The organism is Baekduia sp. Peel2402, assembly GCF_052567285.1.
Genome location: NZ_CP199582.1, coordinates 4,708,731 through 4,730,469, shown reverse-complemented (window position 1 = coordinate 4,730,469; position 21,739 = coordinate 4,708,731). Strand labels below are relative to the sequence as shown.

Genomic DNA, 21,739 nt, shown 5'->3' with positions numbered 1-21,739 from the left:
CGAGGGTACCGGGACGCCCGCGGGGCGCGCGATCTCAGCGCTTCAGCGTCAGCGGCTTGCTGCGCACGACCGCCTTGCCGATCGGCCCGCGAACGCTGACCGTCAGCGTGGTGCGCACGCTCTTGACCTTCTTGAGCTTGGCGCGGGCCTTCTTGGTGAGGTTGATCGTCACCGTCCGGCTGCCGGCCTTCAGCAGCGTGCCCTTGACGGTGCCGATCGTCAGCGCCTTCTTCCCGAGGCCTCGCTGCTTGGCGACGGCAGCGCTCAACCCAAGCTTCGCCGTGAAGGTGCACGCGGCCGGGCAGGTCACCATGATCTTGGTGCCCTTGCTGATGCTGGGCGTGCCGCCCGTCTTGTAGCTGGCCGGGACGATGGTCGGCGCGCTCGGAGAGCCAGCCGGAACTCCACTAGGACCGGGAACAGGGAGCACGGCGAGCGCCGGTCGGTCGACCGACTCGCAGCCCTGGAAGCCGTCCTGCGCGACGACGTCGACGAGGTCCACCTGCGCGCTGTCGGCACCCGCGCCGCACTGGATCTGGTCGGCTTCGCCGTCGCGGGCGAGGATCGTGTCGTTGTAGGCGGGGCAGCCGGCCGAGGAGCAGTCGGCGAGGTCGCCGAAGATGTTGTCCTTGCCGGGCCCGCCGTCGACGGTGTCGTTGCCGTAGTCGCCGTAGACCGTGTCGTCGCCGGCGTCGCCGTAGACCGTGTCGCCATCGGTGCCGCCGAAGAGCGTGTCGGCTCCGTCGCCGCCGTGGATCATGTCGTCGCCGGGACCGCCGTCGAAGCGATCCGGCCCAGCGGTCCCGGTGTAGTTGTCGCCCTTGGTCGTCCCCCGGATGTCCTCGAGGTCCGCATGGAGGTTGTCGCCCTCGCCCGGGGAGCCGTCGTTGGCGACGTCGTCGAGGCTGATGATCATCCCCGCCGGGTGCGCGTCCAAGTACACCGTGTCGGTACCGGCACCGCCACGGTAGTCGTCGGCGCCGAGGCCCGGGTCGTTGGAGATCCCGCGGCTCTGGTCGAAGCTGTCGTCGCCGTCGCCGCCGTCGAGCAGGTCGCTGCCGGCACCGGCGAGCAGCGCGTCGCCGTCAGCGCCGCCGTGCAGCGTGTCGTTCCCGGCCCCGCCGACCAGGTAGTCGACGCCGGGGCCGCCGTCGAGCGTGTCGTTCCCGCCGCCACCGGAGGCCGAGTCGTCCCCGCCACCCATGGTGGCCGTGACGTGCGTGGCCGTCGCGGCCGGGGCCGTCAGCGTGTCCGGCCCGGAGCCCGAGGAGAAGTTGAGGGTACCCCCGTTGCAGTTGGGCACGATATACGTGTTGATGCCCTCGGCGAGGTCGACGGTGGCGGTCGTGAAGCACTCGCCCAGCGTCGGCTGGTCGTCGCCGGCGCCGAGGGAGAGCGTGAGCGTCGGGAGGTCTGCCGCGCTGCCGCCGTCCTGGCACCAGACGGCGTTGGCGGCCGCGGACTGCCCCGCCGGAGCGGTCTTCTGGCATGGCGCCGCAACGCTCACCGGAACGCCGCCGCTGTCGACGATGCGCGTGTAGCCGGGGCTGGCGCCGTTCGCCGGGTTGAGGTACTCGAACGTCGGCGTGTCGGCGCCCGGGCTTCCCACCACCGTGAGCGACGCGCCCGTGACGCTGACCGAGGTCACGTTGGCCTGGGCGGCGGACGCCGCACCGAGCAGGACGACGACGGTGAACACCGTCAGGCGCTTTCGCATTCGGCACAACCTGCCGGGCCACCCGCCGCTGGTCAAGTCGGGCTGCGCGTGAGCTCCCGCTCTATGTACGGCGCCAGCGCGTCGGCGAGGCGATTGCCGTCGAGCTGCGCGGGTCCGCCCGGGAGCGCTGCGGTGCTGATCGCCAGCCGGACGGCGATCTCGGCGGCGAGGTCGGCGGACGCGATCGACAGCGCCGGCCAGGTCTCGCGCAGGACCGCGGCAAGATGATGGACAGCCACGTCGAGGACCGATCGGCCACGGGTCGTGAAGAGCTCGAGCAGCTCGTCGCTGCCCTCCCCATCGCTGACGATCGCCCGAACGAGCGGGTGCTCGGATGCGGCCGTCAGGAAAGCGTCGAAGGCGGCGGCGATCGCGGCGCGCGGGTCGTCGCGACGCCCGGCGATCGCCGTGTCGACGACGGCCACGAGCCGTCCGGCCTCTCGCAAGACGTAGGCCTGGGCGAGCTCGGCCCGACTTCCGAACCGCTTGTACAGCGTCTGGCGACTGACGTCGGCGGCCGCGGCGACCGCCGCCATCGTCACCTGCGACCAGCCGACGTCGGCCAGGACCGTGCCGGTCGCCTCCAGCAGGCGGTCGTCGGTCGAGCGGATCTCGGCGACGGTCACGCCGACGGCGCGTACCGGCGCAGCAGAGCCTCGCGCTTGCGCCCGTCCACGTTGGCGCGACCGAGGTCTCCCCCGTAATGGGCCGCCACGCGCGGGTCCATCGTGCGCCGCCACAGCGGCGGGATGACCGCCAGCAGGATCATCGTCGCGTACCCGGAGGGCAGCTCGGGCGCCTCGTCGAAGTGGCGGAGCGCCTGGAAGCGGCGCGTCGGGTTCGCATGGTGATCGGAGTGGCGCTGCAGGTGGTACAACAACACGTTGGACGACACGTTGTCGGAGTTCCAGCTGTGCCACGGCTGCGTGCGCTCGTAACGGTCGGTCCCGTCATCGCGCTTCTCGCGCAGCAACCCGTAGTGCTCGAGGTAGTTGACGACCTCAAGCAGCGAGAAGCCGACGACCGCCTGGACGATCAGCCACGGCAGGATGCTCACGCCGAAGGCGAGCACGAGCGCCGCGAAGAGCACGACCGTCATGGCCCACGCGTTGATGATGTCGTTGCGCGGTGACAGCCACCGGATTCCGTCGCGCTCCAGCCGCTGCGCCTCGAGCTCCCAGCTGGAGCGCAGGCTGCCGGCCACCGTGCGCGGCCAGAACCGGTAGAAGCTCTCGCCCATCCGCGAGCTGGCCGGATCCTCCGGCGTCGCAACGCGAACGTGGTGGCCACGGTTGTGCTCGATGTAGAAGTGCCCGTACCCGGTCGGCGCCAGCGCGACCTTGCTCAGCCACCGCTCCAGGCTCGCGCGCTTGTGGCCGAGCTCGTGCGCGGTGTTGATCCCAATGCCATTGACACACCCGAGCGTGACCGCCAGTCCGAGCTTCTCAATCAGACCGAGGTCATCGCCAGCCAACAGCGCCGCACCGCCGACCAGCGCCACGAACTGGAGCGGGATGAAGGCGTAGGTGCACCAGCGGTAGTAGCGGTCCTGCTCGAGGTACTTCACAACCGAGTCGGGCGGGTTGGACGAGTCCTTGCCGATGATCGTGTCGAGGAACGGCATCACGCCGAAGATGAAGATCGGGCCCCAGAACCAGAAGACGCCGAGCCCCGTGGCGGCAACCAGCCCCCAGGCCATGAACGGCAGCAGCGGCACGAGCAGCCCGAGCAGCCACGCGTAGCGCTTGGGGTCCCTCCACGTCGCGGGATTGACCTCGACGTGGTCATGGTCATGGGCGTGAGCGATCTCGGACACAGCGGACGGCTCCCTTTCGCGGGACAGCGACTTGACACCCCGTCAAAGCCGAGGCCGGGAGAGGTTTACACGACAGGCGGTTGGTGTCAACCGGCCGTGATGCCAGCGGCCCGTCGCCGATGTCCTGACGACTCGGAGGCGGCCAGGCCGCGAGGTAAGGTGGCCCGGTGACGTGGTGGCACGCCGTACGACGCGGCGCCGACCCGCGGGAGCTGCCGCTCGCGTTCGGGCTGGCCGTGCTGCTCGTCGTCGACGGATTGCTGCAGCTCGAAGGGGACATCTTCGAGCCGCCGGTTGCGGCGGTGGGCGCGTTGGTGCTGGCGACGGCCCCGGTGCTCTGGCGGCGCAGCGCGCCGCGGATGGCGCTCGTCGCCAGCGTCGCCGGGGCGCTGGCGGTGGTACCGACGATCGCGCCCTACGACGTCGTGGTCGTGCCGGTGATGGTCTGCGCGTACTCCGTCGCGGTCGACAGCGATCGCCGTGGCGCGGCGCTGACGGCGCTCCTCACGGTGGCCCTGGCGTGCGGAGGCGTCGCGCTGTCGCTGGACGTCGGCGCGACGTGGGTCGACATGGTGCTCGACTCGGTCCTGCTGCTGCTCGCGGTCGTCACCGGCGACGCGGTCCGCGCGCGGCGCGCGTTCCACGAGTCGCAGCGGGCGCGCGAGGCCGAGCGCGAGCGCGAGCAGCAGGCGCATGCGCGACAGCTGGTCGCCGAGGAGCGGGTGCGCATCGCCCAGGAGGTTCACGACGTCGTCGCGCACGCGATGGTCGCGATCAGCGTGCAGGCCGGCACCGCCGCGCACGTGGTCGACCGCCGACCCGGGCAGGCGCACGTCGCGCTGCGGACGATCAAGGACGCGGCAGACGCCGCCCTGGCCGACCTCACCCGCACGCTCGGGCTCCTGCGCGAGGAGGGTGCGCCTGCGCCGCTGCACCCGACCGAGAGCCTGGAGGCGGTGACCGGGCTGGCCGTCCCCCTGCGCGCCGCGGGCATCGCCGTCGAGATGACGATCACGGGCGCCGAGGACCGGGTCCCGCCGGAGGTCGGCGCCGTCGCGTTCCGGATCGCGCAGGAGGCGACGACGAACATCCTGCGCCACGCGGGCGCAAGCCGTGCGAGCCTGCGGGTCGAGGTCGGCGAGCGGGCGCTGTCGGTCGTCGTCCAGGACGACGGCGCGGCCCTCGTCCCGGTCGGCGGCCCCGTCGAGCCCGGCTCCGGCAACGGCCTGCGCGGGATGCGTGAGCGGGCCGCGGCGGTCGGCGGGCGCCTCGACGCCGGCCGCCGTCCCGACGGCACGTGGCGCGTGCACGCGGAGCTCCCCCTGCGATGAGCATCCGGATCCTGCTGGCCGACGACCAGGCCATGGTCCGCGCGGGCTTCTCCGCGCTGCTGGAGGTCGAGGACGGGATGGAGGTGTGCGGCGAGGCCGGCGACGGTCGCCGCGCGGTCGTCCTGGCCCGCGAGCTGAAGCCCGACGTCGTCCTGATGGACGTCCGGATGCCCCACCAGGACGGCATCGCCGCCACCCGCGAGATCACCTCCGACCCCGCGCTGGCCGGCACCCGCGTTGTGGTCCTCACGACGTTCGAGCTCGACGAGTACGTCTTCGGAGCGCTGCGCGCCGGCGCCAGCGGCTTCCTACTTAAGAACCTCGAGCCCGCCGACCTGCTGCACACGATCCGCGTCGTCGCCGACGGCGAGTCGCTGCTCGCGCCGCAGGTCACCACGCGGTTGATCGAGGCGTTCGTCGCCACGCCTGAGCGCGCGACCGGTCAGCTCGAAGGCCTCGACGAGCTGACCGTGCGCGAGCGCGAGATCCTCCAGCTCGTCGCCCATGGCCTCTCCAACGTCGAGATCGCTGATCGCCTCTGGCTCTCGCCGCTGACGGTCAAGACCCACGTCTCGCGCGTGCTGAGCAAGCTCTGCGCACGCGACCGCGTCCAGCTCGTGGTCGCCGCCTACGAGAGCGGCCTCGTCGTCCCGGGCGACTAGCACCTCCGCCTACATCGCAGGATGTAGTCCCACCCCGTTCTCGCGGCCGATGACGGGAGGCCCGCCGGCCGACACGCTGCACGGCGACCTTCCCCTCCTCTCCAAGGACGCACCGTGCCCGAACGAGCAGACGCATCGCAGAACGACAACCGCCCCGGATCCCGGCTCGGCCGCCTGGCCGCGGCCTCCTTCCAGCGCCGCCGCGCGGTGCTCGCCGGCTGGGTCCTCGCGCTGGTCCTGGCGATCGTCGCGTCGATGACCCTCGGCGGCGATTACGGCGTCGAGTACGACACGCCGGGCTCGGAGTCCAAGGCCGCCGCCCAGACCATGGACGCCGAGTACGGCGGCCGCTCGGGCGAGACCATCGACGTCGTCTACGCCTCCTCCGGCGCGCGGTCGGTCACCGACCCCGCCGTCACGCGGCCCGTCGACGCGATGCTGGTCAAGGCGCGCGGCCTAGAAGGCCTCACCGGCGACGCGACCACCAAGGACGCGGAGGTCAGCCCCGACGGGAAGACGGCCGTCGTCAGCGTCCCGCTCGACCGAGGGTCGGAATCCGTCCCGGACACGACCGGCGCCTCGCTGCGCGAGCTGGCCCGCGAGCTGACCACCGGCACGCAGACCGTCGCGATCGGAGGCGCCGAGGTCGGCCAGGACGAGGAGGCCGCCGAGTCCTCGGAGCTGATCGGCATCGTGGTCGCCGCGCTCGTGCTGCTGGCGACGTTCGGCGGCGCGATCGCCGCCGGTCTGCCGCTGCTGACCGCGCTGTTCGCCATCGGCGTGACCGTGGCGCTCGGCGGCGTGCTGGCCGCGGTGCTCGACACGCCCGACTGGGCCGAGCAGGTCGCGATCATGATCGGCCTCGGCGTCGGGATCGACTACGCCTTGCTCATCCTCACCCGCCACCGGACGGCGCTGGCGCGCGGGCTGACGCCGCTGGCGGCGGCCACGGAGGCGATGAGCACCGCCGGCCGCTCGGTCGTCATCGCCGGCTCGACGGTCATCATCTCGATGCTCGGTCTGTTCCTCATGCGGTTGCCCTACCTGTACGGCGTCGCCCTGGCCTCGAGCCTCGGGGTGCTGATCGTGCTCGCCGCCAGTGTCACGCTGCTGCCGGCCCTGCTCGGCTTCGCCGGCCCCAAGATCGACCGCCTGCGCGTTCCAGGCCTTGGCCGCACCCCGGTTGATCCGGACAGCACCCGCGCCGCCCGCTGGGCCCGTGGCGTGCAGCGCCGCCCGGCGCTCGCCGCCATCGCCGCGACCGGCCTACTGCTGGTGATGACCGCGCCGCTGGCCGGCATCCGGTTCGGCTTCCCCGACGCGGGCAACAACGCGCAGACCGCGACCAGCCGCGTGGCCTATGACCTGGTCTCCAAGGGCTTCGGCCCGGGCGAGAACGGCCCGCTCTTCGCCGTCGTGGCCACACCGGACGCCGCCTCCAAGGCGAAGCTCGCGGCGCTGACCGAGCGCCTGGAGCACGTCCGCGGCGTCAAGGCGATCGGCAAGCCGCAGCCCAGCGCCTCGGAAACGACGACGATGATCCCGATCATGCCGACGACGTCGCCGCAGGACGACGCGACCGTCGACCTGATCAAGCGCCTCCGCGACGGGCCGCTCGCCCACGCCGGACTCCACGTCGACCTCGGCGGCGCGACCGCGATGGTCGTCGACCAGAGCAGCGCCACCGCGAGCCGCCTGCCGCTGTTCATCGGCGGCGTCATCGGCCTCTCGTTCTTGTTGCTGTTGCTGGCCTTCCGCGCGCCGCTCGTGGCGCTGAAGGCAGGCGTGCTCAACCTGCTGTCGATCGGCGCGGCCTACGGCGTGGTCTCGCTCATCGCCGAAGGCGGCTGGGCCGGCCAGCTGATCGGCATCGACACCGAACTGCCCGTGCCGCCGTTCATCCCGGTGATGATGTTCGCGGTCCTCTTCGGGTTGTCGATGGACTACGAGGTCTTCCTGATGTCCCGCATCAAGGAGGAGCTCACCGCCGGGGGCGACGCCCGCATGGCCGTGGTCGCCGCCGTGGCCCGCACCGCCAAGGTCATCACCTCCGCCGCCCTGATCATGGTCGCGGTCTTCGCCGCCTTTGCCCTGAGCCCCGAGGTCTTCCTCAAGCTCATCGGCGTCGGCCTCGCGACCGCGATCCTCATCGACGCGACGATCGTCCGGATGGTCCTCGTCCCCGCGGTCATGGAGCTGCTGGGCGACAAGGCCTGGTGGACGCCCCGCTGGCTGCAGCGCCTGATCCCGGAGGTCCACCTGGAGGAGCACCCCCGGTTGGATTCGAACCAACGACATCCGGCTTAGAAGGCCGGCGCTCTATCCAGCTGAGCTACGGGGGCAGGTGGGATGGAATCCTCGCATGTAGCGCGCGGCCTGGCGACCAGTAGCGTGCGCGCGAGTGACGGACGATCCGTATCGGATGTACCTCGTGACGCGGCGGGGTGCGGTGGAGGCGCTTGAAGAGGCGTGTGCGCTTGCCGGGGCGGCAGCGGTGAGCTGTCTGCGGCGGTTCGGCAAGGATGAGGTGTGGAGCGAGGCTGTCGAGGCGTGGAGGGAGCGGCCGGGGAAGGTCGCGCTGCGCGCCCGCGGTGGGCAGTGGGATGCGGTGCTGCGTGAAGAGGACTTCGCATACGCGGGTGAGCTGGATGGCGCGGCGGTGCTGGCGCTGCCGCCGCGGCGGCGGTCGGCGAGGAGCGAGACGCTGACCAAGCTTCAGGCGATGGCGTCGGAGCTGGAGCCGCTCCCGGAGGTCGAGGAGCTTCCGGAAGCCGAGAGCGACGGCGGGCTCGTCTTCGTCGTCAACCCGTCGGTCGAGATGTCGAGCGGGAAGACCATGGCCCAGGTCGCCCACGCGGCGACCGGGGCGGCGGCGACCGGCCAGGTCGAGGCGTGGGTCGAGCGGGGCTGCCCGGCGACGGTCGTGCGGCCGAAGACGCGCGCGCTCTTCGAGCAAGCGTGCAAGAGCGACCGGTTGATCTCCAAGGTCGAGGACGCCGGCCTCACCGAGGTCCCGCCCGGCACGATCACCGTGTTGGCGATCGCGTAGGCTCGCGCGCCATGAGCGTGGATCCGACGGGCGCAGACCTCAAGCAGTTCCTGGCCGAGGACGACGGCGGGCCCGTCGTCATGCTCAACCTCTTGCGCTACAAGCCGGACGGCGGGCGCGAGTCCTACATGAAGTACGCGAAGGCGATCGTGCCGTTCCTCGAAGCCGTGGGTGGCGAGGTGGTGTACTTCGGTGAGGGTGCGACGCCGCTCGTCGGCGACGCGTGGGATGCGGTGCTGCTCGTGCGCTACCCGTCGCGCGCCAAGTTCTCCGAGATGGTCGCCAACCCCGAGTACCAGCAGATCACCCACCTGCGCACCGAGGCGCTGGACGCGGCCCTCCTCCAGCCGACGGCCCCGCCTACGCGCGGCTGAAGACGAAGCGCCGGCCGACGAAGTAGGTCGCGATCGGCGTCACGGGCATCAGCACGGCCTGGGCGAGGATCGAGTTCATGTCGAAGCCGTCGACGAGCAACGCCAGCAAGGCGAGGTTCAGCAGCGTCGCGCTGCCCTGGGCCGCCAACCACGCCATCCAGCCGCGCACCGTCGGCGTCGCGCCCTTGAAGGTCCAGTGCTCGTGCAGCCAGTAGCCGAGCGACGCGCTCACGAGGAACGAGATCAGCGCGGCCAGCAGATACGGCACGCCGAGGATCACCAGCGCGGTGTAGCCGCCGAAGTACGTGGCGGCGTTGAAGCCGCCGACCAGCCCGAAGCGCGCGAGCTCGTGGAATCGCTCTCTCATTCGCCTCTAGGTCTACACGACTAGATTGTCGGGACGCATGGACGAGCAGGGGTACCAGGTCCATCGCGGCGCGGTCGCCGCGGAAACCATCGAGGCTTACGGGCGCGAGCGGGAAGCCGTGCGCGAGGGATTGCTGGCGCGCGAGCGCGGCGCCGAGCACGTCGAGCTGCTGTCGCAGGCCAGCGAGGACGCAGGCGCGGTGGATCCGTACGCGATCGTCCACGCCGCGCGGAGCGTGCTGCTCGCCGAAGACGTGCTGGCGGCGCTGGCGGGCGACGACGCCCCGCTGCTGTTCGACGCGGCGGAGACCGGCGCGGCCGCGTTCGAGGACGGGCCGTACCGCGACGCGACCTACGTGGCGCTGGCAAGCGAGCCCGAGACGCTGGTGACCGTGGTTGTCGCGCTGGGCGGCGACGCGAGCATCGAGGTCTACCCGGGCTCGCAGGCGATCGAGACGACCGCGTTCTCCGGGCGCTACCGCCACTTCAACCCCGAGCGCGACGGCGAGCGCGCGCTGGCGCAACACCGCGAGGAGCTGGCCGCAGGCCTGAGCGACGCGGAGCGGATCGAGCTCGCCGCCGGCGATGTGCTGGTCCTTGCCGCCGACACGGTGCACCGCGCGGCGACCGGCGCGGCGTTGATCGCGCACCTCTGCCCCTCGCGCGTCCGGCCGGGCTGGTTCGCCTACCGCCCCGAGCGCGCGCGGCACGCGTCCTTCGAGGACGGACGCGCCTGGATCGCATCGCAGCACTATGACTTGGTCGACGCCTTCGAGCCGGAGGACGTCGCGGAGCCGCCCGCGCGCGCGGAGGAGCTCGAGCGCGTCGAGGAGGCGCTGCGCGAGCACGACGTCGACGCCGCCGAGGAGGCGCCGCGCCCCGCTACGTCGCAGACGCTGGCGTCAGCGACGCCACCCCGCCGCTCCGGCGGCCTGGTTGACTCCGTGCGCGGGATGCTCGGCCGCCGCGGGCGCCGCTAGCGCTCGCGCCGCGACCGCAGCCGCGGCTCCAGCGCGCGCGGCGTCGTGAACCACACCAACTTGCGCAGCGCGCTCGTGACCGCGCCGGCGGTCTCGCCGCGCTCCTCCGCGCCCTCGGCGCGGCGCACCGCATCGCGCACAACGACACCGCCCGCGATCCGGAACGGCTCCGGCGGGAGATACGACGGCGGTCCGTCGCCGATCGGCGACCGCGTGTACTCGTCCTTCAGCCCCAAGGCCCGGCGCGCCGCGATCCGCCCCAACAACACCGACGGCGCGACGCCGTTGCCCGAGAACCCCGTGACGTACTCGACGCCCTCGCCGAGCGTCCCTGCGAACGGCATGTGCCCCGGCGCGCGGTCGACCGCCCCACCCCACGCGTGCGTCAACTTCACGTCGGCGAGCTGCGGGAACCAGCGACGGAAGCCGCTGGCCACCGCCTCGACGGTCTTCGGGTCCGTGAAGTGCCCGGGCAAGACCCGCCCGCCGAAGCCGATCGCGCCGCCGCCGCGGCCAAACGCGATCCGCCCGTCGCGCGTGACCTGCGCGTAGTGCACCAACAGCCTGGTGTCGCCGAGCAGCTCTCCCCCGGTCCACCCCAGCGCCTCGATCCGCTCCGGGATCGGCTCGGTCAACACGATGTGCGATCCGACCGGGACGACCGCGCGGCGGAGCTCCCGCAGCTGCGCCGCCCACGCGCCCAAGGCCAACACGACACGCGGCGCCGTCACGTGCCCGCGCGGGGTGACGACGATCGCGGGCTCGCCCGGCCGCACGTCGGTCATCGGCGTGAACTCGAAGATCCGCACGCCACGCCGCAGCAGCGCGCGGCGCAGCCCACGGACGAGCAACGCCGGCTGGACGGCCGCGCCATCGGTCGCGTGCACGCCTCCGATGATCACCGGCGACCCACTCCGCGCGCGCAGATCCTCGGCAGGCAGCGGCTCCAGGAACCCCAGCCGCCCCAGGCGCCGCGCGACCGCGATCTCCCGCTCCCACCCGCCCATCTGCGCCGGCGCTGTCGCGCACACCAGCGCGCCCGCGCGCCGCACGTGCGCGTCGATCGACTCGGTCCCGCAGACCTCCTCGATGCGGTCGATCGCCCACGTCGACCGCTCCGCCAGCCATGCAGCGTGCTCGCTGCCGAAGCGCTCTTCGAGCTCGGCGATCTCGTCGTGCCACGACGTCGCCCAGCCGCCGTTGCGCCCCGAGGCCCCGAAGCCGCACCGGCGTGCGTCTACCACTACAACATCCAGCGACGGGTCGCGCTCGATCAACTCATAGGCCGTCCAAAGGCCCGCGAACCCGCCGCCGACGACGCAGACGTCGGCTCGCACCGCGCCGTCCAGCGGCGGCGAGACCTCGTCCTCGAGCGCCAGCGCCTGCTGGAGCCAGAAGACCGACGACGCCGTGTCGACCGCCGGATCGCTCACCTACAACAACTGCTCGATCAGGTCGGCCGCGCGCGCCGTGCCCGGCGCGGCCTGAAGCTCGCTCGCGACGCCGGCCAGACGAGCCAGCAGAGCCGAGTTCGCCAGCAGCCCATCGACCGCGCCGCGCAGCTCCTCCGGCGTGTGCCCGTAGGTGTCCAACCGCACGCCGAACCCGGTCTCGTGGATCCGCTGCGCGTTGTCGTACTGGTCCCAGAACAGCGGGAGCAAGACCATGGGCTTGCCGAAGAACAAGGACTCGGTGACCGTGTTGTTGCCGCCGTGGGTGATGACGAGGTCGACGTGCGGCAGCACGGAGGTCTGCGGCAGGAACTCCGCGCCGACCATGTTGTCGTGCAACGTGAGCAGGTCGTGCTGCGGGCCCTTGGAGACGATCACGCGATGGCCCGAAGCGCCCATGGTGTCGATCAACCCCTGCATCAACTCCACGTCGGCGCTGCCAAGCGAGCCCAGCGACAGGTAGATCAAGGCGCCCGGCCCGTCGCGCAACGCATCCGGGACCTCCCAGGCGTCGTCGGTCGCGCGCACGCTCGTCTGCAGGTTGTGCCACGTCGGCCCGAGCGGCGCCGCCCGCTCGTAGTCCACCACCTCGGGGTACAGGTACAGGTTGAGCCAGTCCGACTCGTGCATGAACTCGCCCTCGGGCAGCGCCGGCGCGCCGCGCTCGACGCAGAACGCGCTGAAGGACCCGTGCAGCTCGACGTGCGCGGCCGCGTACTCGTCCCGGTAGGCGGGCCAGGCCGAGCGGTCCGCCGTCGGGTAGCCGCTGAACGGCGGCGGCACGTCATCGTCCTTGACTTCGGCCGGGTTGCACGACACCACGCGCACCCACGGCTTCCCGCTCGCCAGGATCGCCGGGAACGTCAGGACGTTGTCCTCCACGATGACGTCCGGCTGGACCTCGTTGAAGATTTCGCGCAGGCGATCGTCCACGTAGCGCGCACCGTCGAGCAGCGCCTCGAACGTCGGCGCGGTGAACTCCCGGATCTGCTCGATCGTCGGCTTGCGGAACACCGGCGCGGTGTCGCGGATGAAGTCCTTCCAGAACTGGCCCGGGACCTCCTCTTCCTCCGGCGGGGGCGTGAGGCGCATCAGCCGCTCCTCGAAGCCCTTGGCTTCCAACGTCCCCGCGAACGACTCCTCGATCACGAACACCACGCGATGGCCGCGCCGGCGCAGGACGTCGCCGATCCCCACGCAGTTGTTGGTGGGGCCGTAGGCGCCCTCCGGGAAGAAGATGATGGTCTTGCTCATGCGACGGCGACCTCGCCGACACCCCATCCGTAGGCCATCTTGTGGATCTCCAGTACGAGGAAGGACTCGGTCGACGTCACGCCCTCGACCACGTGCAACCGCTTCAACAACTCGGTGAAGTGCGCCGTGTCGCGGCAGACGACCTCGACGATGACGTCGTAGGACCCCGCGATCGCCGCGACGTAGGACGTCTCGGGCAGCGCGGTGATCGCCGCGCAGACGTCGTCAAGCGCCCCGGGCCGGACCTTCACGCCGATCAAGGCCATGCGGTCAAAGCCGATCCGCAGCGGGTCGGCGATGCCGACGACCTGCAGGACGCCCGCCTGCTCCAGGCGCTGCGCGCGGTAGCGGACGACCGACTCGGACACGTCGAGATCGGCGGCGATCCGGCTGTATGGTCGGCGCCCATCGGCCTGCAGCGCGCTGATGATGCCTTTGTCGACGTCGTCGAGCTTCACGGAATTCCCCAAGACTGGCGAGTTGAAGTTGCGTGATCTAGGGTTTGCGCAACCAGAAGTACCGAATTCAGCAGACAGATGTCAAGCGACGAGATCGACCTGGACGCGCTGCAAGCGGCGCGGTGGTTCGCCGGCAAGGGCCGGGCGATCGCGAGCGCGCGCATGGTGGCCGAGCCGGCGGGCGGCGCGCTGCGGATCGCCGACGTCGCCTACGCGGACGACCGGGGCGACGAGCGCTACCTGCTGATCGCCGAGGGCGCGCGGTGGGCGGACGTGCTGCATGCGAGCGACTTGGAGCTGCGCGTGAGCGACGCGGGCTTGGTGGCCGCGCGCGGCGCGGAGGCGATCCCCTCCACCGACCAGTCCAACACGCTGGTGACGATCGACGACAGCTTGCTCGTCAAGGCCTACAGGAAGCTTCAGGCCGGCGTGCACCCCGAGGTCGAGCTGGGCGAGGCGCTCGTGGGCTCAGGCGCGCCGGTGCCGCGGCATGCCGGGTCGTTGCACTGGGACGGCACGGCGATCGCGTTGTTGCAGGAGTACGTCGGCGGCGCGGAGTCCGGCTGGGAGGTCCCGATTGAGGCGGTCGCGGCGGCGCTGCGCGCGGGCGCGGCGGGGGACGTCACGCCGTACGCGGCCGCGGGCACGGCGGCGGGTGCGCTGCACGCGGCGCTCGCGGAGCGGCTCGGGACGGAACGGGACGACACCGCACCCGCGCGGTGGCGCGCCGACGCGGAGCGTGCGCTAACCGAAGCGGCGGCATTGGAGCCGGACGTGGCGGGCGCGGAGGAGACCCTGCGCACGATGTTGGTGGTGTTGGGCGCGGCGCGCGAGGCACCCGTGGGCCGCATCCACGGCGACCTCCACTTCGCCCAGTTCCTACGAGCTCCCGACGGCCGCATGCTGATCGTCGACCTCGAAGGCGACCCGACCGCGCCGCTCGCCACCCGGCGCCGTCCCGACACGCCGCTGCGCGACCTCGCGGCGCTGCTGCGCTCGATCGACCACATCGGGACGGCGGGCTCGCGGCGCGCGGAGTGGGCCGATCCGACCGCGTTCGTCGCCGCAGCGACCACTGCCGCGATCAACGCCTATGAGAACGCGACCGGCGCGCCGGTGGATCGAGAGCTGCTCCTCGCCCTCGAGGTCGCGAGCGAGTGCCGCGAGCTGGTCTACGCCCATCGCGTCGTCCCCGAGTGGCTCTACGCGCCGCGGGCCGGGCTGAAGCGACTGCTAGAAGGAGCACCATGAACCCCGACGGCTTCCTCGCCGACGTCCTCGACGAGCCCGCGACGCTGGCGCGCGTGCTGGATCAGGCGGACGTCGGCGAGCTGCGCGCCGCCATCGCGCGGGCGCGCCTCGTCGTCCTCACCGGCATGGGCTCCAGCCGCTTTGCCGCGCTCACCGCCGCCGCGCGCCTGCGCACCGCCGGGATCGCGGCCGTCGTCGAGTACGCGTCGACCGACGTCCCGACCAAGCCCGCGCCCGACGTCCTCGCGATCGGCATCAGCGCGACCGGCAACAGCGCGGAGACCGTCGCCGCACTCGCGCGCCACCACGGGACGTCGAAGACCATCGCCATCACGAACGCGCCAGACGGCGGCAAGCTCGGCGCGCTCGCCGACGCGACCGTGCCCCTCCACGCGGGCACCGAGACCGGCGGCGTCGCGTGCAAGACCTTCCAAGCCACGCTCGCCGTCCTCCTCCTCGCGGCGGGAGCGACCCCGGACGCGCTGAAGCCCGCCGCGGACGCCCAGCAGGCGCTCCTCGACGCGCGCACCACCTGGCTCGACCCGCTGCTCGACATCCTCGAACCAGCGAGCACCGTCTACACCGTCGCTCCCGCCTCCCGGATCTCCTCCGCCGAGCAGTCCGCCCTCATGCTCCGCGAGGGTCCGCGCATTCCCGCCGACGCGACCGAGACCGGCGACTGGTCCCACGTCGACGTCTACCTCTCCAAGTACCCCAACTACACCGCGCTGCTCTTCCCCGGCTCGCCCTACGACGCCGAGGCGCTGGAGTGGCTCACGCCGCGCGGCGCGGAGTACATCGCCATCGGCCAGCCCGTCGCCGGCGCCGCCCTGCACATCCCCTACAACAACGCCGACGACCCGCTCGTCGCGTCGCTCGTCGACGTCACCGTCGCCGAGCTCGCCGCCGCCACCTGGTGGCGCCGCCGCCTCGACGCCAACCTGATGCCCTAGTCCAGGCCGCCGAGGTCGGCGGGCTGCGTGACGCACCCGTCCAGCGGCGGCGCGTCGCCCCGCGCGCGCCAGCAGCTGTCGGTCTCCGAGACCGACACGCGGTAGACGAGGTCACCCGCGCCGTGGCCCGGGACGACGCAGCGGTAGCGCCGGCGCTTGCCGTCGCCGGTCGCAAGCCGCACGCAGCGATACCGCACGCCGGCCCGCCGCTCGTCACCGGCTGCCGCCGAGCCCAGATCCTCGAACAGCGTCGCCGCCGTCACCGGCGCCGGCATCGTCCCGCTCTCGTCGTCCATCGCCGGGAACGCGTAGGAGACCGCCATCGTCATCGCCCCGATGAACGCCAGCGGCAGGATCACGCCCACGGCAACCAGCCCGCCCAGGAACAGCGTCAGCTTCCCGAGCTTGCTCTTCGGCCACCGAATCACCTGCCGAACGCTAGGCCCGACACCGCCAGCGCACCATCCGGAATCCCCCGGAGGCGAGCCCCGGAACTCCCCGGCACTCTGACGCGCGTCCCCGGGCTCGGAGGGCGATTCGAGGCCGAAGCGTCAACCGATCGCACTCAACCCGCGATATGCGCGGGTTAAGTGCGACTCACCGATGAGTGGCAGCACGTCGTGCTCGTCGCCGGCGCGGTGGCCGTTCGTCCTGAAGCACGGGCAAGAGATCCCGGATGCGGTGGACCGGCGGTGGACCGGCAGAACTGCCAAGGCCCGGGAACTCCCCCGACTTCGGGAGTGCGAACCCTGACGGACTCTGTCTCCAGGCCTTTCGTAGGGTTCGCCTACAAGTCGGGACGGCCGGATTCGAACCGGCGACCCCCTGCTCCCAAAGCAGGTGCGCTACCAGGCTGCGCCACGTCCCGTCGAGGCGAGTCTAGTGGTCGTGTCTGAACGCCCCAAGCGGTGTGACGCATTTGGGGGATCCCGTGTCTAGGGGAGGGTGGACGCTTTGGTGGGTCTGCCCCATGACTCTGAGTAGAACAACCGTCCAAAACCGTCCTGGACGACCACATAACGCACCGTCGGCGGCCGAGTACAGGAGAGAGGCCGCGGTGTATTCCCGCCCCCGGTCTTCCCTCCCTCCTCCGACCCACCCTGGTGCCCGAGCCGACTATGAGCCGACTCCGATTCCTGCTGCCCGCGATCGCCCTGTTCGCGGTGCTCTTCACGCTTCCGACCGCCTCCGCGAGCGCCGCCCACGCTGCCGCCTGCCGCGGCGCGAATCTGACGCCATCCCCGCGCGCCGCCGTCGCCGTCCGCCACGCGACGCTCTGCCTGCTCAACCGCGAGCGCGCCCGCCACGGCCTGCGCCGTCTGCGCGAGCACCGCTCGCTGGGCCACGCCGCCAAGAAGTACGCGCGGCTGATGGTCTCCAAGCGCTTCTTCGACCACGTCTCCCCCGCCGGCTCGACGATGTCCTCGCGCGTCAAGCGCACCAACTACCTCAAGCGCACCCGCGCCTGGTCGCTGGGCGAGAACATCGCCTGGGGCTCCGGCGGCGCCGCGACGCCCGCCCGCATCGTCAACGCCTGGATGCACTCGGCCGGCCACCGCGCCAACATCCTCAACGGGAAGTTCCGCGAGATCGGCATCGGGATCGCCCTTGGCGCGCCCAACGGCGGCTCGGGCGCGACGTACGTCAACGACTTCGGGCTTAGGACTCGCGCATAGCGCTCGCCTAAGCCTTAAGGCGAACTCGCCAAAGGCTCCTTCGCCAGCCCTCGTTGACTGGCAGTAGCGTTCGGGGCATGGCCGACGTCCAAGCCCTTCGCGCCCTCCGCTACGACCTCGGCGTCGTCGGCTCGCTGCAGTCGGTGATCGCCCCGCCGTACGACGTCATCGACCCGCAGCAGCGCGCCGCGCTCGCCGCGCGGTCGCAGCACAACGTGGTGGCGATCGACCTGCCGCAGGCGCCGCTCGGCGGCGACGCCTACGAGGAGGCCGCGCGGTTGCTGGAGCTGTGGAAGCGCCAGGGCGCGGTCGTCCGCGACGCCGAGCCCGCGATCTGGGCGCTGCGCCAGGACTACACCGGCCCCGACGGTCGCGCGCTCACCCGCCGCGGGATCTTCGCGCGCGTGCGCGTCGAGGAGTACGGGCCCGGCAAGATCCGCCCGCACGAGCGCACGCATCCCGGGCCGAAAGAGGATCGCCTCAGGCTCACGCGCGCGACGCAGGCCAATTTGTCGCCGATCTTCAGCCTCTACGACGACCCCTCGCAGGCGGCGTGGGGCGCGGTCGAGCCGTTCACGGCCGAGGACCCCTTCGGCAAGGCCACCGACGCCGACGGCACGGAGAACACGCTCTGGCGGATCTCTGACGGCGCCGCGATCGCCCGCGTGAAGATGGCGCTCGGCGAGACCGAGCTGCTGATCGCCGACGGCCACCACCGCTACGAGACCGCGCGCGTCTACGCCGAGGAGATCGGCGGCGAAGGCGAGCACCGCTACGTCCTCATGTGCCTGGTCGCGCTGCAGGACCCGGGGCTGACGATCTTCCCGACGCACCGGCTGTTGAACAAGCTCAAGGACGAGGCGACCCAGCAGAAGCTCGGCGCGGCGCTGCGCGAGCTGTTCGACGTCACGCCGATCGACAAGAGCGAGCTCGCGCCGCCAGACGACCCGACCGCCTCGACGCCGCTGACGATGGGCTACATCGACAGCCACCACCAGCAGGCCTACCGGCTGGTGCTCAAGGACCAGGCAACCGCCGACGCCGCGCTGGCCGACTACCCGCCCGCGTATCGCCACCTCGACACGGCAGTCCTCGAGGCCCTGATCCTGCAAGGCGTGCTGGGCATGACCGAGGACTCGATCGCCCACCTCGACGGCCTCGGCTACTCCCGCACCGACGACGAGGCGTTGCAGCTCGTCGAGTCCGGCGAGTACGACGCCGCGTTCTTCCTCCGTGGCGCGCCCGTCCAGCAGGTCCGCGACATCGCCGCGGCGGGCGTGAACATGCCGCCGAAGTCGACGTTCTTCTACCCGAAGGTGCCGACCGGCCTCCTGTTCAACCCATTGTCCTAGATCGTTTGCCATCATCGATGACATGAAGGCCACCGCGACGCGGTCGGGATCGCTCCGTCAGGCGATCCGCATCCGCGACCACCAGCTGACCATCGACGAGCCCACAGACAAGGGCGGCGAGGACAGCGGCCCCAGCCCTCAGGAGATGCTCGCCGCGTCCCTGGCGGCGTGCACCGCCATCACGATGGAGATGTACGCCAAGCGCAAGGGCTGGGACGTGGGCGACGTGGAGGTCGCCTGCGACTACACCCCGGCCGAGCGCGGCTGTCCCACGCGCTTCAACCTGATCATGCGCTTCCCGGACTCGCTCTCCAACGAGCAGGTCGAGCGCCTGCGGGTGATCGCCGCCAAGTGCCCGGTCCATCGCACCCTCGAGGGCGAGGTGATGTTCGACGAGCGTGTCGAGCGGGTCTCCCTCGCGCGCTGAGCTGCGCGCGCTCCTCGACGGGGTCCTGCTGGACCCTGAAGAGGCCGCCGCGCTCGACGTCCACGGCCGCACCGACGCGGCCGTGCTCGTCCCGCTGTTCCTGGACGCCAACGGCGCCCCGCGCGTCGTGTTGACGCGGCGCCGTGAAGACCTGCGGCGCCACCCCGGCGAGATCTCGTTCCCCGGCGGGCGACAGGATCCCGAGGACGCCAACCTCTGCGCGACCGCGCTGCGCGAGGCCGAGGAGGAGATCGGGCTGGCGCCGGACGGCGTCGAGCTGATCGGCGCGCTCCAGCCGACGCCGACGATCGCCACCGGCTACGCCGTCTACCCCTTCGTCGGGCTAATCGAGCCCGGCCAGACCTGGCGGCCGGAGGAGGCCGAGGTCTCCGAGGTCCTGGAGTTCACGCTCGACGAGCTGCGCGCCGGCTACGGACGGCGGCGGCTGATCCGGCGCGGCGTGCCGTTCCGGACCGACACCTACGTGGTCGGCGACCACCTCGTGTGGGGCGCGACGGCGCGGATGCTCGGAGACCTGTTCGAGCGCTTGGACGCCGCGGCGGGCGCGTGAGCGTCCCCGTCATCCTCGACTGCGATCCCGGCCACGACGACATGGTCGCGATCCTGCTGGCGGCCGCGTCGCCGGCGTTGGAGCTGCGGGCGATCACGACGGTCGGCGGGAACGGGTCGCTGGAGCACGTGACGCGCAACGCGCTGCTGACGTGCACGCATGCGGGGATTCGTGATGTGCCGGTGGCGGCGGGCGCGGCGGAGCCGTTGCTCGGCGCGCGCGATTCCGAACACGCGAGCGCGGTCCATGGCGAGAGCGGGATGGACGGCGCGGATCTCGGCGAGCCGGACGTCGCGCTCGACCCGCGCCACGCGGTCGACCTGATGGCCGACGTGTTAAGGGAATCGCCCGACGCGGTCACGCTGATCCCGACCGGGCCGCTGACGAACGTCGCACTGCTCCTCACGCGCTATCCGGAGCTGGTGCGCGAGCGCGTCCGCGAGATCGTGCTGATGGGCGGCGCGATCGCCACCGGCAACTGGCGCCCGCTGGCCGAGTTCAACATCTGGGCCGATCCGGAGGCCGCGCACGTCGTCTTCTCCAGCGAGCTGCCGGTGACGATGTGCGGGCTGGACGTCACGCACCAGGCGCTGGCGACCGATGATGTGCTGGAACAACTCCGCGCGATCCGGTCGCCGTTGAGCGCGCTCGTCGTCGACTTGTTGGGGTTCTTCGCCGACCGCTACAAGTCGCTCTGGGGCTTCCCGGCTGCGCCGGTGCACGACCCGGTCGCGGTTGCGCGCGTGATCGATCCGGCGATCGTCACCTGTGAGGCGGCCAACGTCGTGGTCGAGCTGCGCGGGGAGTTCACGCGCGGCGCGACGGTCGTCGACCGCTTCGGGGTCACGGGCCGGGTGCCCAACGCGGAGGTCGCGCTGGAGCTCGACCACGGCGCGTTCTGGGCGCTCGTGGTCGACGCGGTCGCGACGCTCAGCGCGCGCGCTTCGCGCTGAACGACGCGTTGCCGGTGCAGCCCCCGAGGCTGAGCTCGATCCGGCCGCCGCTGGAGCGCGAGCCCGACAGCCGCCCGCGGATCCGGAACGCGCTGCCCGACGCGGTCGCCGCGCCGAGGAACGAGCCGTCGGGCGCCAGGCGCGCGGACTTCAACGACGCGGTCCCGATCATGGTGGTGAACGGCGAGACCATCCCGGGCGTCGGGCAGAGCAGCGGGATGCGCCCGGTGAAGCGCTTGATCGTGCGACCGGAGACGGTGAACGAGACGTCGTGGTTGCCGGTCCACGCGCCGGCGCGGACGGCGGTGCGCTTGCCGCCGGACGCCGAGCGGACCGCGATCGCGGTGGCTTCCCCGACGACGTCCTGGGTGCCGGACGTCAGGCGCGCGCGCAGCTGCGCCGAGCCCTTGCGCGCCGCCGTGACCGCGACCTCAGCCACGCCGCTGGCCACCGTCCCGGCGCCGGCCTTCACCCACGCCGCCCCGGACTGGCGCTCGACCGTGACCGTCGTCCCGGACGCGGCGCCGTCGGCGGCGACCTTGACCAGGAACGGGAAGCCCGCGTAGGCGCGACCGAGCGCGCTGACCGTGGGCTTGACGGTGCTGACCAGCGTCAGCGCGCGGATCGGCCCGGTCTCGTAGCCGGTCGTGCAGCCGGTGCAGAGCCGGGAGACCTGCCAGTGGTATGCGCCGGGCGTCTCCTGCGGGCGGACCGAGCCACCGGCGCTCAGGACCGCCGAGCACTGGCCGTCCTGCCCCGGGATCGCCTGGCCGTAGACGATCGTGACCGGGTCGGTGAGGCGGCCGTCCGGGCCGGTCGCGGTCCCGGCGGACATGAGCACGCTGTAGTCCTTCGGCCCGCCGTAGAGGGCAAAGCCCTCGCCCGCGTCGTAGGTCCGGTAGACCGGGCAGCTGAACGTGACCGGGATGCCGCCGGGGTCGACCGGCAGCGCGGCGCCGTCGGCGGGCGTCAGCGGCTCGAACGGCGGGTCGCCGGGTAGCGCGTGCGCGGCGGCCGGAGCCATGAGAGCGACGAGGACGACGGCGGCGAGGATGGCGCGCATGCGCGCGGCAGTCTAGACCGCTGACGAGCGGCAAC

Annotated in this window: 22 protein-coding genes and 2 tRNA genes; 13 read left to right on the top strand and 11 right to left on the bottom strand. The window is 71.9% G+C overall.

Features of this window, described 5'->3' with window-relative positions:
* Positions 1–34: 34 nt before the first annotated feature.
* The 3 genes from ACT01A_RS23160 to ACT01A_RS23150 are packed head-to-tail and all read right to left on the bottom strand — an operon-like array spanning position 35 to position 3,533.
* Entirely contained in the window at positions 35–1,717 is a 1,683-nt protein-coding gene (locus ACT01A_RS23160; RefSeq protein ID WP_445149470.1) for a calcium-binding protein, read from the bottom strand.
* A 32-nt stretch (positions 1,718–1,749) separates the two neighbouring features.
* Positions 1,750–2,343 (bottom strand): TetR family transcriptional regulator, encoded by a 594-nt coding sequence (locus ACT01A_RS23155; RefSeq protein WP_445149469.1) that lies wholly within the window; start codon positions 2,341–2,343, stop codon positions 1,750–1,752.
* Complete coding sequence (locus tag ACT01A_RS23150; protein WP_445149468.1) at positions 2,340–3,533, bottom strand: alkane 1-monooxygenase; 1,194 nt, start codon at positions 3,531–3,533, stop codon at positions 2,340–2,342. Before ACT01A_RS23150 ends, ACT01A_RS23155 begins: the two co-directional genes overlap by 4 nt.
* Positions 3,534–3,700: 167 nt before the next feature.
* On the opposite strand from ACT01A_RS23150, the gene ACT01A_RS23145 reads away from it, so the two are divergent.
* From ACT01A_RS23145 to ACT01A_RS23135, 3 genes are all read left to right on the top strand, one after another.
* Positions 3,701–4,864, top strand: a complete 1,164-nt coding sequence (locus ACT01A_RS23145) for a sensor histidine kinase (protein ID WP_445149467.1) — start codon at positions 3,701–3,703, stop codon at positions 4,862–4,864.
* A complete protein-coding gene (locus ACT01A_RS23140; RefSeq protein ID WP_445149466.1) occupies positions 4,861–5,526 on the top strand; it encodes a response regulator in 666 nt (221 codons plus the stop codon). The genes ACT01A_RS23145 and ACT01A_RS23140 overlap by 4 nt, the downstream gene beginning before the upstream one ends.
* A 327-nt stretch (positions 5,527–5,853) precedes the next feature.
* The gene (locus ACT01A_RS23135) at positions 5,854–7,833 is read left to right on the top strand and encodes an MMPL family transporter (protein ID WP_445152858.1); all 1,980 of its coding nucleotides are present in this window, start codon (positions 5,854–5,856) and stop codon (positions 7,831–7,833) included.
* Here ACT01A_RS23135 and ACT01A_RS23130 read toward each other — a convergent pair.
* Positions 7,795–7,868 (bottom strand) — tRNA-Arg (locus ACT01A_RS23130). The genes ACT01A_RS23135 and ACT01A_RS23130 overlap by 39 nt on opposite strands.
* A 59-nt stretch (positions 7,869–7,927) precedes the next feature.
* On the opposite strand from ACT01A_RS23130, the gene ACT01A_RS23125 reads away from it, so the two are divergent.
* Complete coding sequence (locus ACT01A_RS23125; protein WP_445149465.1) at positions 7,928–8,575, top strand: aminoacyl-tRNA hydrolase; 648 nt, start codon at positions 7,928–7,930, stop codon at positions 8,573–8,575.
* Positions 8,576–8,586: 11 nt separating this feature from the next.
* The gene (locus ACT01A_RS23120; RefSeq protein ID WP_445149464.1) at positions 8,587–8,949 is read left to right on the top strand and encodes a DUF1330 domain-containing protein; all 363 of its coding nucleotides are present in this window, start codon (positions 8,587–8,589) and stop codon (positions 8,947–8,949) included.
* Here the strand turns inward: ACT01A_RS23120 and ACT01A_RS23115 are convergent.
* On the bottom strand, positions 8,936–9,316 hold the full coding sequence (locus tag ACT01A_RS23115) for a GtrA family protein (protein WP_445149463.1): 381 nt from the start codon (positions 9,314–9,316) through the stop codon (positions 8,936–8,938). The two genes, ACT01A_RS23120 and ACT01A_RS23115, sit on opposite strands and share 14 nt — an antisense overlap.
* Positions 9,317–9,353: 37 nt before the next feature.
* Between ACT01A_RS23115 and ACT01A_RS23110 the strand changes: the two genes are divergently transcribed.
* Positions 9,354–10,295, top strand: a complete 942-nt coding sequence (locus ACT01A_RS23110; protein WP_445149462.1) for a phytanoyl-CoA dioxygenase family protein — start codon at positions 9,354–9,356, stop codon at positions 10,293–10,295.
* Here the strand turns inward: ACT01A_RS23110 and ACT01A_RS23105 are convergent.
* Genes ACT01A_RS23105 through ACT01A_RS23095 form a run of 3 tightly spaced genes read right to left on the bottom strand, consistent with a single transcriptional unit; the run spans position 10,292 to position 13,458 of the window.
* Complete coding sequence (locus ACT01A_RS23105) at positions 10,292–11,728, bottom strand: NAD(P)/FAD-dependent oxidoreductase (protein WP_445149461.1); 1,437 nt, start codon at positions 11,726–11,728, stop codon at positions 10,292–10,294. The two genes, ACT01A_RS23110 and ACT01A_RS23105, sit on opposite strands and share 4 nt — an antisense overlap.
* Positions 11,729–13,000 (bottom strand): glycosyltransferase, encoded by a 1,272-nt coding sequence (locus tag ACT01A_RS23100; RefSeq protein WP_445149460.1) that lies wholly within the window; start codon positions 12,998–13,000, stop codon positions 11,729–11,731.
* Positions 12,997–13,458 carry an Lrp/AsnC family transcriptional regulator gene (locus ACT01A_RS23095; protein ID WP_445149459.1) on the bottom strand — a complete coding sequence of 154 codons (462 nt, stop codon included), beginning with the start codon at positions 13,456–13,458 and terminating at the stop codon, positions 12,997–12,999. The genes ACT01A_RS23100 and ACT01A_RS23095 overlap by 4 nt, the downstream gene beginning before the upstream one ends.
* A 78-nt stretch (positions 13,459–13,536) precedes the next feature.
* On the opposite strand from ACT01A_RS23095, the gene ACT01A_RS23090 reads away from it, so the two are divergent.
* A complete protein-coding gene (locus tag ACT01A_RS23090) occupies positions 13,537–14,709 on the top strand; it encodes a hypothetical protein (RefSeq protein WP_445149458.1) in 1,173 nt (390 codons plus the stop codon).
* On the top strand, positions 14,706–15,662 hold the full coding sequence (locus ACT01A_RS23085; protein WP_445149457.1) for an SIS domain-containing protein: 957 nt from the start codon (positions 14,706–14,708) through the stop codon (positions 15,660–15,662). The genes ACT01A_RS23090 and ACT01A_RS23085 overlap by 4 nt, the downstream gene beginning before the upstream one ends.
* Here the strand turns inward: ACT01A_RS23085 and ACT01A_RS23080 are convergent.
* Positions 15,659–16,090, bottom strand: coding sequence for a hypothetical protein (locus tag ACT01A_RS23080; RefSeq protein ID WP_445149456.1), 432 nt, complete (start codon positions 16,088–16,090; stop codon positions 15,659–15,661). The two genes, ACT01A_RS23085 and ACT01A_RS23080, sit on opposite strands and share 4 nt — an antisense overlap.
* Before the next feature lie 366 nt (positions 16,091–16,456).
* Positions 16,457–16,530, bottom strand: a tRNA-Pro gene (locus tag ACT01A_RS23075).
* A gap of 250 nt (positions 16,531–16,780) precedes the next feature.
* On the opposite strand from ACT01A_RS23075, the gene ACT01A_RS23070 reads away from it, so the two are divergent.
* The 5 genes from ACT01A_RS23070 to ACT01A_RS23050 all read left to right on the top strand — a co-directional run bounded on the left by ACT01A_RS23070 (position 16,781) and on the right by ACT01A_RS23050 (position 20,641).
* On the top strand, positions 16,781–17,338 hold the full coding sequence (locus ACT01A_RS23070) for a CAP domain-containing protein (protein WP_445149455.1): 558 nt from the start codon (positions 16,781–16,783) through the stop codon (positions 17,336–17,338).
* 77 nt (positions 17,339–17,415) lie between these two features.
* Positions 17,416–18,690 carry a DUF1015 domain-containing protein gene (locus tag ACT01A_RS23065; RefSeq protein WP_445149454.1) on the top strand — a complete coding sequence of 425 codons (1,275 nt, stop codon included), beginning with the start codon at positions 17,416–17,418 and terminating at the stop codon, positions 18,688–18,690.
* Positions 18,691–18,712: 22 nt separating this feature from the next.
* On the top strand, positions 18,713–19,117 hold the full coding sequence (locus tag ACT01A_RS23060) for an OsmC family protein (protein WP_445149453.1): 405 nt from the start codon (positions 18,713–18,715) through the stop codon (positions 19,115–19,117).
* Positions 19,089–19,688: an NUDIX hydrolase gene (locus tag ACT01A_RS23055; RefSeq protein ID WP_445149452.1), complete on the top strand. Its 600-nt coding sequence runs from the start codon at positions 19,089–19,091 to the stop codon at positions 19,686–19,688. Before ACT01A_RS23060 ends, ACT01A_RS23055 begins: the two co-directional genes overlap by 29 nt.
* Positions 19,685–20,641, top strand: a complete 957-nt coding sequence (locus ACT01A_RS23050) for a nucleoside hydrolase (RefSeq protein ID WP_445149451.1) — start codon at positions 19,685–19,687, stop codon at positions 20,639–20,641. Before ACT01A_RS23055 ends, ACT01A_RS23050 begins: the two co-directional genes overlap by 4 nt.
* On the opposite strand, the gene ACT01A_RS23045 is transcribed toward ACT01A_RS23050, so the two are convergent.
* Complete coding sequence (locus tag ACT01A_RS23045) at positions 20,619–21,704, bottom strand: hypothetical protein (protein WP_445149450.1); 1,086 nt, start codon at positions 21,702–21,704, stop codon at positions 20,619–20,621. The two genes, ACT01A_RS23050 and ACT01A_RS23045, sit on opposite strands and share 23 nt — an antisense overlap.
* Between the last annotated feature and the right edge of the window lie 35 nt (positions 21,705–21,739).

Bases quoted from the DNA above. Each gene is read 5' to 3' on its own strand.
- ACT01A_RS23085 (WP_445149457.1), top strand. From the start codon at position 14,706: ATGAACCCCGACGGCTTCCTCGCCGACGTCCTCGACGAGCCCGCGACG.
- ACT01A_RS23120 (WP_445149464.1), top strand. From the start codon at position 8,587: ATGAGCGTGGATCCGACGGGCGCAGACCTCAAGCAGTTCCTGGCCGAG.
- ACT01A_RS23100 (WP_445149460.1), bottom strand. From the start codon at position 13,000: ATGAGCAAGACCATCATCTTCTTCCCGGAGGGCGCCTACGGCCCCACC.
- ACT01A_RS23045 (WP_445149450.1), bottom strand. From the start codon at position 21,704: ATGCGCGCCATCCTCGCCGCCGTCGTCCTCGTCGCTCTCATGGCTCCG.
- ACT01A_RS23110 (WP_445149462.1), top strand. From the start codon at position 9,354: ATGGACGAGCAGGGGTACCAGGTCCATCGCGGCGCGGTCGCCGCGGAA.
- ACT01A_RS23135 (WP_445152858.1), top strand. From the start codon at position 5,854: ATGGACGCCGAGTACGGCGGCCGCTCGGGCGAGACCATCGACGTCGTC.
- ACT01A_RS23090 (WP_445149458.1), top strand. From the start codon at position 13,537: ATGTCAAGCGACGAGATCGACCTGGACGCGCTGCAAGCGGCGCGGTGG.
- ACT01A_RS23160 (WP_445149470.1), bottom strand. From the start codon at position 1,717: ATGCGAAAGCGCCTGACGGTGTTCACCGTCGTCGTCCTGCTCGGTGCG.
- ACT01A_RS23140 (WP_445149466.1), top strand. From the start codon at position 4,861: ATGAGCATCCGGATCCTGCTGGCCGACGACCAGGCCATGGTCCGCGCG.
- ACT01A_RS23065 (WP_445149454.1), top strand. From the start codon at position 17,416: ATGGCCGACGTCCAAGCCCTTCGCGCCCTCCGCTACGACCTCGGCGTC.
- ACT01A_RS23115 (WP_445149463.1), bottom strand. From the start codon at position 9,316: ATGAGAGAGCGATTCCACGAGCTCGCGCGCTTCGGGCTGGTCGGCGGC.
- ACT01A_RS23060 (WP_445149453.1), top strand. From the start codon at position 18,713: ATGAAGGCCACCGCGACGCGGTCGGGATCGCTCCGTCAGGCGATCCGC.
- ACT01A_RS23070 (WP_445149455.1), top strand. From the start codon at position 16,781: ATGAGCCGACTCCGATTCCTGCTGCCCGCGATCGCCCTGTTCGCGGTG.